The 12,447-nt window shown below is 40.0% G+C and carries 9 protein-coding genes; all 9 read left to right on the forward strand.

Annotation, left to right across the window (positions count from 1 at the left end; genetic code table 11):
• The first annotated feature begins 95 nt into the window (after window positions 1-95).
• Complete coding sequence (locus tag J2S07_RS01655; RefSeq protein WP_307148652.1) at window positions 96-1,592, forward strand: nitrate/nitrite transporter; 1,497 nt, start codon at window positions 96-98, stop codon at window positions 1,590-1,592.
• A gap of 251 nt (window positions 1,593-1,843) precedes the next feature.
• Window positions 1,844-2,929: a metallophosphoesterase gene (locus tag J2S07_RS01660; protein ID WP_307148653.1), complete on the forward strand. Its 1,086-nt coding sequence runs from the start codon at window positions 1,844-1,846 to the stop codon at window positions 2,927-2,929.
• Window positions 2,930-3,125: 196 nt separating this feature from the next.
• A complete protein-coding gene (locus J2S07_RS01665; protein ID WP_307148654.1) occupies window positions 3,126-4,256 on the forward strand; it encodes a sugar ABC transporter substrate-binding protein in 1,131 nt (376 codons plus the stop codon).
• An 84-nt stretch (window positions 4,257-4,340) separates the two neighbouring features.
• Window positions 4,341-5,870 (forward strand): ATP-binding cassette domain-containing protein, encoded by a 1,530-nt coding sequence (locus J2S07_RS01670; protein WP_307148655.1) that lies wholly within the window; start codon window positions 4,341-4,343, stop codon window positions 5,868-5,870.
• A gap of 4 nt (window positions 5,871-5,874) precedes the next feature.
• Entirely contained in the window at window positions 5,875-7,047 is a 1,173-nt protein-coding gene (locus J2S07_RS01675; RefSeq protein ID WP_307148656.1) for a sugar ABC transporter permease, read from the forward strand.
• A gap of 177 nt (window positions 7,048-7,224) precedes the next feature.
• Window positions 7,225-8,202, forward strand: coding sequence for a sugar ABC transporter substrate-binding protein (locus J2S07_RS01680; RefSeq protein ID WP_307148657.1), 978 nt, complete (start codon window positions 7,225-7,227; stop codon window positions 8,200-8,202).
• Window positions 8,199-9,641 (forward strand): sensor histidine kinase, encoded by a 1,443-nt coding sequence (locus J2S07_RS01685; protein WP_307148658.1) that lies wholly within the window; start codon window positions 8,199-8,201, stop codon window positions 9,639-9,641. Before J2S07_RS01680 ends, J2S07_RS01685 begins: the two co-directional genes overlap by 4 nt.
• Window positions 9,638-11,176 carry a response regulator gene (locus J2S07_RS01690; RefSeq protein WP_307148659.1) on the forward strand — a complete coding sequence of 513 codons (1,539 nt, stop codon included), beginning with the start codon at window positions 9,638-9,640 and terminating at the stop codon, window positions 11,174-11,176. Before J2S07_RS01685 ends, J2S07_RS01690 begins: the two co-directional genes overlap by 4 nt.
• A gap of 14 nt (window positions 11,177-11,190) precedes the next feature.
• Window positions 11,191-12,297, forward strand: a complete 1,107-nt coding sequence (xylF, locus tag J2S07_RS01695; protein ID WP_307148660.1) for a D-xylose ABC transporter substrate-binding protein — start codon at window positions 11,191-11,193, stop codon at window positions 12,295-12,297.
• The last annotated feature ends 150 nt before the right edge of the window (window positions 12,298-12,447 follow it).

The raw sequence follows: 12,447 nt of genomic DNA on the forward strand, positions 1-12,447 counted from the left end.
GTGAAGTACTTCACACCCAGAAGGCCCATCGATTTTTTACGATGATGGTAACAAATCGATAGTACTTCTATGGTTGTTTGAAAGGAGATAGGGCTATGAAACTTAAAAAAGTACAATTACCACTACAGACATTTACATTGATTTCTGGATTTATGGTTTGGGTGATCTTATCCTCATTGATGCCTTTCATCAAAGAGGAGATCAATTTGAGTGCCAATCAATTAACATTAGTAACAGCTACACCTGTTGTACTTGGGTCGTTACTCCGAATCCCGATTGGTTATTGGACCAATCGATATGGTGCTAGAAAGCTCTTTGCGATCAGTTTTCTCTTATTGTTGTTTCCGATTTTTTACATCAGTAAGGCCAACTCTCTTACGGACCTACTCATTGGCGGATTATTCTTAGGGATCAGCGGTGCGGTATTTTCCGTTGGGGTTACCTCGCTGCCAAAGTATTATCCAAAGGAACGTCATGGTTTCATTAACGGGATTTATGGTTCAGGAAACATTGGTACGGCGATAACAACCTTTGCTGCACCGGTTATTGCCACACAGGTTGGCTGGCAAACTACTGTTCAGCTCTATTTAATTCTAGTATTTGTTGTTGCGCTACTAAACTTCTTACTTGGGGATAAGAACGAACCAAAGGTCGTAACTTCATTAAAGGATCAAATCAAAAGTGTCTACAAGAATGAAAAACTATGGTTCTTAAGCTTATTCTATTTTGTTACCTTTGGCTCTTTTGTCGCATTTACGGTTTATTTACCAAATTTCCTTGTAGCGAATTTTGGATTAGAAAAAATAGATGCTGGTATGAGAACAGCAGGATTTATTGGGATAGCCACTCTTTTTCGCCCAATTGGTGGATGGTTGAGTGACAAGTTTAATACGTTCAAAATTCTTATCCTTGTCTTTGCTGGTTTAACCTTGTCAGGCATTTTGCTTGCGTTCAACCCATCGTTAACTTGGTATTCCGTAGGATGTTTAACGATTGCTCTCTTTGCGGGGCTTGGAAATGGAGCTGTGTTCAAATTATTGCCGATGTATTTTTCAAAGCAGGCTGGAATTGTGAATGGGATTGTTTCCGCAATGGGGGGATTAGGTGGATTTTTCCCACCGTTAATTCTTACTTTCCTCTTCAATTTAACCGGTCACTATGCGATTGGATTTATGGCACTTTCCCAATTTGCAATGGCCTGCTTAATTATTGTCATGTGGATGTTTTATCAGGAAAAATTGGGAATGTCCAACCGAGTCATTAACTACACAGTTGAAGGCGTCATGGTCACCGATTTGAAAGGAAATATTGAAAAAGTAAACCCTGCCTTCACTCAAGTGACTGGCTATAAAGAAGAAGAAGTGATCGGAAAGAATCCACGGCTCCTCCGTTCAGGTAAGCACAACAAAGAATTCTATGAGAAAATGTGGGAGTCTATAAAGGAGAATGGATTTTGGCAGGGTGAAATTTGGAACAAGAAGAAGGATGGCCAAATTTATCTTGAACAGCTTTCGATCAGTCCAGTGAAAAATGATGCAGAGGAAATCAAGAATTATGTTGCCATGTTTCGTGAAGTAAAAAAAGAATCCTAATAATTAAGGGATAGGTTCAAAGCAGAATTGCTTAAGCCTATCCTTTTTTGATACCAACAATATTTGGTAGAATAGGAAGAGACTCTTTAATATAGGGCTCTGTTATATTTTGTTGTTGATCTACGTATCGCCTTATACGTGTACGTTCACTAAGTTATTCGTACCGAATAAAACACGTTCACGCACACGTATAAGGGCAAAAATCAACATTGAACAACAACACAGCCTAGAATAAAGAAAGGGCCATTCTTATGATGTATTTATTTTTTGCTATATTTTTACTTGTTTATTTAGCCATTTGTTTTTATATCGGTTACAATGGCTTCGTTTGGTTGAGGCAAAGCTTTTCTTTCCGGTATAAATGGGCCTATATTGCATGTATTGCTTTTTTATCCTTTAGTGTATTTTTCGATCGGTTTTTTTCCACAAGAGTGCTGGCGTACATAAGCGGGATATGGTTTCTCATTATTGGATATGGCCTAATTCTCTTGCCGATCATTAATTTAATCTACTTTCTTAATAAGAAACGTGGAGCTAAGATTTTGGGCGGTGCACTCGTCATCTTTTTCATCGGGGTAGTTATCAGCGGTTCCTATTATGCTTGGCATCCTGTTGTCCGTACATATGAAATCTCGATTGATAAGCAGGCAGACCAAAAGGAATTTAATATCCTCATGGTTACTGACCTACATTTAGGAAAAATCGTAGGAAACAAGCATTTGGAGAGATTAGTAACCATCTCAAAAGAGATGAATCCAGATATGGTCGTTATTGCGGGGGATATCATTGATGATTACATTAAGCCTTATGTGGATGAACAGATGGGAGAGACGCTTTCGAAGATAAAAGCGCCACTCGGTGTTTATGCAACCTCTGGGAATCATGATTACTACGGTGATGATTTAGATGAGCTGCATCAAGAAATGGAAAAGGCGGGCATCATCATGCTCTCGGATGAATCCGTTAATATTGAAGATAGCTTCTTTCTGGTGGGAAGAAATGATCTCACAGACAAACATCGAAAAACCATGAAGGAATTAATTGGAGCGCTTGATAAGAACCTGTCAATCATCATGCTGGACCACCAGCCAAACGAAATCGATGAAGCCAGTAAAAATGGAGTGGACATCTTACTATCTGGTCACACCCATGGAGGACAGATTGCACCAGCCAATATCATTACTGGGCTCATTTATGAGAATGACTGGGGCTATTTGAAGAAGGGCGATCTCCATTCCATTGTATCGTCAGGCTATGGTCTTTGGGGACCACCATTTCGAATTGGAACCCAATCTGAAGTTGTGCAGTTGAAAATAAAGTTCAAAGGCAAGGAATAAAGGTATCTTTTTGAAAGCCTGTAAATAGCTAGAAGCCTAGGTTCTCCATTGCCGAGAATCTAGGCTTTTTGTCATGAGGATAAAAAAGTACAGAAAAGAATAAAAGATTACCATTTGTTAGCGCTTACACTATGGAATAGTCCATTTATAATTTAAATTGTAGGAATTATTAGAAATATAGGAAAGGGGATTTTACATGAAAAAGAGGTTTAAGGCAGTTTCGTTTATCATTGTTGCGATGATGTTTCTATCTTTGCTTGTAGCATGTAAAGACAACAGCAGTAGCGGTGGTGGAAGCGGAGGCAAGAGCAGTAAGGTAAGCGTAGGGATTGTATTGCCGACGAAGGACGAGCCAAGATGGGTGCAGGATGAGCAAAGATTCAAAGATGCACTGGCTGATTCTGAATATACGACGGAAATCCTTTTTAGCCAAGGTTCTTCTGCAAAGGAAAAGGAAAATGTGGAAACATTGCTTAACAAAGGAATTGAGGTATTAATTATTAGCCCGCATGATGGTGAGGCGGCTGGAGCTGCTGTGGAGGCAGCAAAAAAGGACGGCGTAACGGTTATTGCTTATGACCGACTCATTACCAATACCGATGCAGTCGATTATTATGTCACCTTCGACAGTGTTGCCGTTGGAGCAGCCCAAGCACAATATTTGGTGGATCAGGCAGAAGGCACGAATGTTCCATTGTACTTATATGCTGGAGCGGCTTCAGACAATAATGCTTTCTTATTCTTTGAAGGAGCCTGGAGTGTCCTTCAACCAAAAATTGCTGATGGAACATTTAAAATCGCAAATTCAAGTGAAGCAGAAGGTTTGAAGGATAAGGCTGAGCTCTCACGTGATGAGATGAGTAAGATTCTTGGCCAGGTAACGACAAACTGGGATCCGAATGAAGCAAAGAATAAAGCACAAACACACTTAACGGCTGCTGGAGCCGACTTGAAGGGCAATGTAGCTATTCTTGCACCAAACGATGGAACTTCTCGTGCGATTGCAGATGTGTTTGCGACAGATGGTGATATTACAAGCTATGTGATCAGCGGTCAGGATGCAGAGAAAGCCTCCATCCAATACATTATTGATGGTAAACAATCAATGACCGTGTTCAAGGATGTACGTACTCTAGTCAAAGATGCCATGGGTATGGCAATCGATATTCTTGACGGAAAAACTCCTGAAACAACGGGAACCTATGACAACGGCTCTATTGAAGTGAAGGCAAAGCAAACAGATGTCATCGTGGTCAACCAAGAAAATGTGAAGAAAGAGCTGATTGATTCAGGCTACTATGAAGCTAGTGAATTTACAGGTCTCTAGAATTTTGGATGTCAAAACAGGGGGATAGTGATAGATTCATCTATCACTTTTCTCCATTCTGTTGTTTTGCTAGGGGGGAGAAGATTGGGTAAGTATATTCTTGAGATGCATCAGATTACGAAGGAGTTTACTGGTGTTAAAGCTTTAACGAATGTGAATTTCAAGGTAGAAAAAGGCGAGATTCATTGTCTAATTGGAGAAAACGGAGCAGGTAAATCCACTTTGATGAAGGTTCTCTCCGGTGTCTATCCTTATGGTACGTATGAGGGAGATATTGTCTTTGATGGGGAAGTACAGAAATTCAATAAGATAAGTGACAGTGTTCAAGCTGGTATTGCAATCATCTATCAAGAATTAGCTCTTTTTCCAGATTTAACTGTCTATGAAAATATATTTGCTGGGAATGAAGTGCAACACGGAGGCGTCATTGATTGGAACCAAACGGTCGTTCAAGCGAAGGAAATATTGAAAAAGGTTAAATTAGATGTGAACCCAGATACCCTTGTAAAGGATTTGGGGGTGGGTAAACGTCAGCTAATCGAAATAGCAAAAGCGCTAAGTAAGGATGTAAAGCTTCTTATTTTGGATGAACCTACCGCGGCATTGAATGAGGATGATAGTGAAAACCTACTCCGACTTATAAGGGAACTGAAGGAACAAGGCATCACCTGTATCATGATCTCCCATAAGCTCAAAGAGGTTATCTCCATTGCTGATAAAGCAACGGTGCTTCGTGATGGCCAAACAATTTGCACACTTGACAGTTCAAAGGGCGAGATAAAAGAGAATATTATTATTAAAAATATGGTTGGTCGGGAAATCAATGATATCTATCCAAGGCGGGAAAAGAAGGCTAATGAGGAAAAAATACTAGAGTTGAAGAATTGGTCCGCCTATGATCCGCAACTAGGCCGTTATGTTGTCAAGGATGCAAATCTTTATGTGAATCAAGGTGAAATCGTCGGAATTGCTGGATTGATGGGTGCTGGAAGGACAGAGCTTGCCTTAAGTATTTTTGGCAATGCAAGGTCCTATAAAATGAAGGGGGATTTATGGTTTAACGGCTCTCTACTTTCACTTAAGCATCCTAGTGAAGCCATTAAGGCCGGGATTGCTTATGTGACTGAAGATCGTAAGGATGACGGACTCTTTTTAGGCCAAGATATCAAAAATAATATTTCTGCTGCGAACTTAAGGAGTATATCTCATAATGGAGTCATCAATCAAAATGAGGAGATTAAGATTGCGGAAGGATATAAGAGCTCGCTGCATGTGAAAGCATCCTCTTTGGAGCAGCTTGTTGGAAACTTAAGTGGGGGTAATCAGCAAAAGGTATCCTTAGGAAAATGGCTATTTGTTAGTCCGAAGCTTCTTATTCTAGATGAGCCTACTCGTGGAATTGATGTGGGGGCTAAATTTGAGATATATACGGTGATGAATAAGCTGATCAGCGAGGGGATGAGTATCATTATGATCTCATCTGAACTTGGTGAAGTACTAGGGATGAGTGATCGAATATACGTAATGGCTCAAGGTCAAATTACAGGGGAGCTGCCAATAGAAGAAGCGACTCAGGAAAATATCATGCAGCTAGCAACTCAGGTAGGGGGATAGGTTGATGAACACGATCAATGAAGCTAAATCATTAATTCAGGAAAATATTCGAGATTACGGGATGTACATTGCTCTCTTTGTTATTATCCTTACATTTACGATAATGACTGATGGACTATTTATATCCTCACGAAATATTAGTAATCTCTTAGATTCCGCAGGTTATATTGCTGTATTAGCTGTAGGTATGACGCTTGTTATCGTCATTCGCCATATCGATTTATCAGTCGGCTATGCAGCTGGATTTCTTGGCGCCATCGCTGCCATTATTTTGACGCAAACAGGGGTGCCTGTCTATTTAACCATTCCAATTATTCTAGTACTTGGTATCGTTATTGGGCTTTTTAATGGCCTGCTTGTTGCAAGTATCGGAATTCCTTCCTTTGTTGCCAGCCTTGCAGGGATGCTTATTTTCAGAGGTGCCTTGCTTCAGGTGACGGAAAAAACAGGAACAATTATCATCCAAAATGACCATTTCAACGCCATTGGTAACGGATATATTCCTTCCCTTTTCCAAATAAATGGTCTCCACTTCCTTACCCTTATCGTGGGGCTAATCGGGATTATTATTTATATCTATAGTGAAATATCGACCAGGAGAAATAAAATCAAATATCAATTTGATGTTGTCTCAAATAATATTTTTGCTTTAAAGCTCATGTTTATTTCTTCCATTATTGCGTATATTACTTGGATATTAGCGGGCTATAACGGTATCTCATGGACGATTATGATCATGCTAGCGGTCGTGATTATTTACCACTTTCTTTCGACGAAAACAGTGTTGGGCAGACATGTTTATGCGGTGGGAAGTAATCCCGAGGCTGCACATCTGACTGGGATCAATGTCAAAAAAATTACTTATATTGTATTTGGTTCAATGGGAATGCTTGCCGCTCTTTCCGGAATTCTATTTACCTCGCGGTTGCAATCGGCAACGACCACTGCTGGGACCTTATTTGAGCTAGATGCCATTGCAGCAGCCTATGTTGGTGGGGTATCATCCGCAGGTGGCGTAGGGAAGGTGACGGGGGCCATCATCGGTGCTATTGTTATGGCTTCTTTGACCAATGGGATGAATTTATTAGGAGTCGGAATTTCCTATCAATATATGATTAGAGGTGGTGTCTTAGCGGGAGCGGTCATCTTTGATGTTTTAACAAGAAAAAAGAGATAGTAGTGATAAAAAAGGGACACCATGGGGTCCCTTATTTCATTCGTATCGCATGCCCAGTTTGAATTGGAATGCACCACTCCAAATCCACAATCCGTACGAAAAAACCTTCATAATATTTGAACAATTACCAATAGCTGATAAAATATGATTAGTTTCTCATAGAGTAGGTGGATTCTTTTGCGAAAAACAGGCCTTATAGTACTCTGTCTTGTTATCCTCATTCTTTGTTATTTTACTTTTGTTTCAGCGGAAGCTGTATTTCGTTCCGAATGGCAGGTGCCAAAAACCGTATCTGAAAATCAGAAACAGCCTCGGCTTGTGCTCATTACCCAGGATACAGAAACACCATTTTGGGATAAGGTGGGGCATGGAGCAATGGAGCAAGCCAAAAAAGAGGGAGCTTCCCTTGAAATTTGGGGGAGCTACGGCAATAACCATGAGGATTTTTTGAAAAAGTTGGAGATTGCTATTCATTCAAAGGTGGACGGTATTATTATTCAAGGACTTGATACAGAGGAATTTAAATATCTAGCAAAGGTAAAGGCCTCTTTTTATGGAATTCCGATTATCACCGTGGCAAATGACGTACCTGTGACGGAAAGCTTGCGGAGAACCTATGTCGGCTCAGACCAATGCAAGGCAGGAAGTATGCTTGCCATGCGTTTGGTCGCGGATATGGGAACAAGCGGGAAAGTACTTCTCACCTATAGCAGCAACGAGGAGTATTATCAGAAGCAAAGATTAGAAGGAATACAGAATGTATTAAGCGAGTTTCCTAGTATCGAAACGATTTATGCGGAAACCTCCAGTTCACGGGAGGAAATCATCGCTACAACAAGAAATGTTCTAAATAATAGTCCTAATGTCGATGCGATTATCTCTGTGAATTCTAATATTATTGGAGCCCTTGTTCAGGAAATAAGTAAGCGTTCACAAGTTGAACCCTACTATATTTATTCCTTTGATGATGCTCCAGAGTCCTTATCCCTTCTTAAACAAGGAAAGATTGACGGGATGATCGAACAATCGCCTGAAATGATGGGGAAAACGAGTGTCGAATTAATTGTTGAATGGTTGAATGGGGAGACTGTCCCACTTGATTTCGATGGTTATTATACTAATATTCGTATTTTGAAAGCGGCGGATGTGCAATGACGAGTATACAGAAGAAAATATTAATGCTTACTACATTCGTTCTAGTGATCATGTCTTCTATTTGGATTGCACTGACGTATTATAACTATAAAACTCATAATCAATACAACGATATTTTACAACGATATTTGAATATGAATGAAGTAACCACTGTTAGTCATCAAGTTATAACAGAATTGAATAATTATATGCTCAATCCGTCATCAAAGAACTTAGAGAAGCTTAATAAAAGCATTGAAGTAATCCAAAGAGCTAAATATACGATTTTTCCTTTAAGAAATGAGGAAAATAATTTTGCCTTAACTAGTTATATTAATTTAATTGACAGCCTTTCAGAAACAACCGAACGATTAATATTATTTAATTCCAGTGGGGATTCTGAGGCCGCCGTGAAAGAGTTTACTGAAGCTACAAGAATATCTAACTATATTTCTGAAATGAAACTGACTCTTATTGATACAGAATTGAAAACGTATGACCGCTTTTATCGAACGATTATCGAGCAATCAGAAGGATTGATTATGCTTGGGATATGGATTATTCTTCTCCTCACAATCCTTTTGCTTCTATTTACCTATTGGTTTTCCTTAAGTATTACAAGACCTGTACATAAGCTCACCCAGGCGGCAAATGAATTGTCTCAGGGGAAATTCGATACACCAATAAAGGTTGACTCAAACGATGAAATCTCTTTCCTTGCGAAAACCTTCGATCGGATGAGAATAAACATAAATAATTTAATTTCCGAAATGAAGCAAAAGGCTCGGCTTGAGCATGAGTTACAGCAAAATAAGCTTCTTTTGCAAGAAAGCCAGTTTCGTAGCCTGCAAAGCCAGATCAATCCTCATTTTTTGTTCAATACACTGAATATTCTTTCTAAGAAAGCGTATTTAGAAGGAGCAGAAGAAACGAGTGATCTACTCGTCAGCGTCGCAGGGTTGCTCCGATATAATTTAAAGCGCATCGACCGATCCGTTACTTTATTTGAGGAGGTAACGGTTTTACAGCAATATATCGAAATCCAAAAAGCAAGATTTACAGAGCGTCTTGGGGTCCAAATGGAAATCGATGAAACCTGTTTACATTTGGCAATCCCAGCATTGACGCTACAGCCCATTATCGAAAATGCTGTGATTCATGCGGTGGAGCCAAATGAGGAAGGTGGCCTCATTTCCTTTCGTATCATTGATGTGGGGGAACTTGTCCAGATTGAAATTGAAGATGATGGAGATGGAATGCCTGAGGAGAAAATCGATCAAATCTTAAATGAACAACAAGTCCATTCTGAAGGACACTCAACAGGGATTGGATTCAGTAATGTAGTAAAGCGACTCCGACTATTTTATGGCTATGAGGACGTCATTACGATTGAAAGCTCAAGAGGTTCAGGGACGAAGGTAGTGATAAAAATTGAAAAGAGAAGGAGTGAACGTGCATGAAACTCCTAATTGTCGATGATGAGCAGGTCGAACGAGAGGCGATGGAAGTCATTTTACAAAAGGCATACCCAAACTTAATCATCAAACAAGCGAAAAATGGGAATATGGCGGTTGAAATTGCTCATGAATTCCAACCAGATTTGGTCTTGATGGATATTAAGATGCCAGGGATGAACGGGCTCGAGGCGGTGGAACAAATTAGCACTGACTATCCTCATATCAAATTTATCATGGTTACAGCCTATGACATGTATGATTATTTGCGTTCTGCCATTAAGCTTGGTGTGAAAGACTATCTCCTAAAACCAAGTAATACAAAAGAAATTCTTCATATTGTAGGGAAAGTGATGGGGGAAATAGAACAGGAAAAAAAGCGAAAAGAAGTGAATAAGATTCAATCAGAGGCTTTTCAAAAGGCTTTAGCCATTGTGGAAACTGATGTGGTTACCCAGCTACTATTTGATCATGTTCATGAGATCCGTTTTAACATGTTAGTAGAAATGCTTGGAGTTCGTTCCACCAACGAAATGTTTGTGATCTGTGTAATAATGCCGAAGGGCTGTGAGAGGTCATATTTTGCCGTCAAAGAAAAAATGAGACAGATTGGCAGTGGATGGGTAGGGGCATTATCAGGTAACCAGCTCCCCATTATTGTTTTTCGAGAGCCCGAAAAATCATATCGTTCCCAAGCTATCTTTCTTGCTCGTGAAATTCTATCTATCGCCCCAGCGGGACAGTTTGAAGAATGGTTTGTCGGAATTGGCGATGTGACGGATTCATTAGAAGAATTAAGACAATCCTATCATAATTCCTTAATTGCGACTTTGGACATCACCCTTCCAAGCAAATATCGCTTCTTTTCAGATGTACCGAATTTGGAGGAATATTGTGAAGAGGATATGGTTACTTACCGAGAGAATGAATTCTCCGATCTGATTCGACTTGGTAAATGGGAGCAAATTCATTTAAATGTTCGGCGATTGATTCAGTGCTATGAGAGAAAAGGAGCCGACCTCTTACAATCTCAGCAAAGATTGCTAGAAAGCCTGTGGATCATTTCTCGAGTGATGAATGAAATGGGGGTAGAAGCAGTTACACCACTTTATTCCTTTAAGGCACAAAATTATCGTCAATTGTATATGGAAGCAGAACTACTAATAGATAAAATGAAGCAAACCTATGAAGAGTATTCGCATCTATATGAGGCGGACACGATAAAGCAAATTAAACAATATATCATGGAGCATTCTCATGAGAATATTTCACTTGAGACTCTTGCACAAAAAGTGGGATTAAGCCCAATCTACATCAGCAAGATGTTTAAAGAAAAGCTTGGGATCAATTATATTGATTTTCTAACTGACTGTAGGATCGAAAAAGCAAAGAAGCTATTATGTGACCCTATAAAAAGTATTAAGGAAATTTCCTTTGAGGTGGGCTATCACGAACCGAACTATTTTAGTAAGGTGTTCAAGAAGGTATGCCAAATGTCGCCAAAGGAGTATCGTAGAACCTTTTTAGAAAAAAGAGCTTAAAGGGAGTGAAGACGATGAAAACGAATAGGTATCGACTAATAGCAGTCATCTTCACTCTTTTTCTTATGATATGCATTGCTTCTGGCTGTGAGCAGAAATCAAATAATGGAGAACTGGTAAATTCCCCCGAAGGGAGCTTAGCTAGCAGTACGAATCAGCTACAAAAGCCCAAGGATGAACGGATAAAGATAGGATTTTCCATGGATACGTTGGAAGAGGAACGTTGGCTTAGGGATCGACGCATGTTCATCAATGCGGTCAAAGAACTGGGTGCGGATGTTAAGGTCATGGAAGCAAATGGAAATGAGGCATTACAAATTTCCCAGGCTGAACGGTTAATCAGTGAGGGTGTTGACGTACTTGTTGTCGTTCCTTACAATGCTGAAGCCGCTGCGGCAATCGTCAATAAAGCCCACTCCGCAGGGATTAAGGTCATTTCCTATGATCGATTGATTAAAAATGCTGAAGTAGATCTCTACATCTCTTTTGATAATGAAAAAGTAGGGGAATTACAGGCCAAGATGATTAGTGAGCTCGTGCCAAAAGGAAAATATGTCTATATTGGAGGTGCTGACACTGATAATAATGCACACCTCATTAAAAAAGGGGTCTACAAAGTACTTCAGCCGCTAATCGATAAGGGAGAAATTAAGGTCGTGTTCGATCAATGGACAACTAATTGGATCCCTTCGAATGCTTTCAATAATATGGAGGCCGCATTGAAGGCAAATGATAACGATATTGATGCTGTCATTGCGGCAAACGATGCGACCGCAGAAGAAGCGATCAAGGCCCTTGCTGCACAGGGTCTTGCTGGAAAAATTCCTGTTGCTGGTCAGGATGCGGAGCTCGCAGCAGCCCAACGTATTGTCGAGGGGACTCAAACGATGACTGTTTATAAGCCATTGCAATCATTGACACTAGAAGCGGCAAAGGTGGCGGTTCGTCTCGCTAAGGGTGAAAAAGTTCAAACAAATAGCAAGGTCAATAATGGAAAAATAGAAGTCCCTTCCATTCTTCTGCCTCCTATCGCAGTGGATCGAGCAAACATCGATGCAACCATTATTGCAGATGGGTTTCATTTAAAAGAAGATGTATATAGGAAAGGGAAGAATGAATAACGGGAATTGCTGGACTTATCCTTGATAAGATGGTGGGTCTGTTCGAAGGCTGGATTAATCGAAGATGGGGAAGGGCATAGGCTCTTGTTGATTGAATAATTGGTTCACTCCCTGTATATTATCTTTTGAAGAGTAGGTACGAGATTCATA

Origin of the sequence: Anoxybacillus andreesenii, assembly GCF_030813005.1 — a bacterium.
GTDB classification, from domain to species: domain Bacteria; phylum Bacillota; class Bacilli; order Bacillales; family Cytobacillaceae; genus Robertmurraya; species Robertmurraya andreesenii.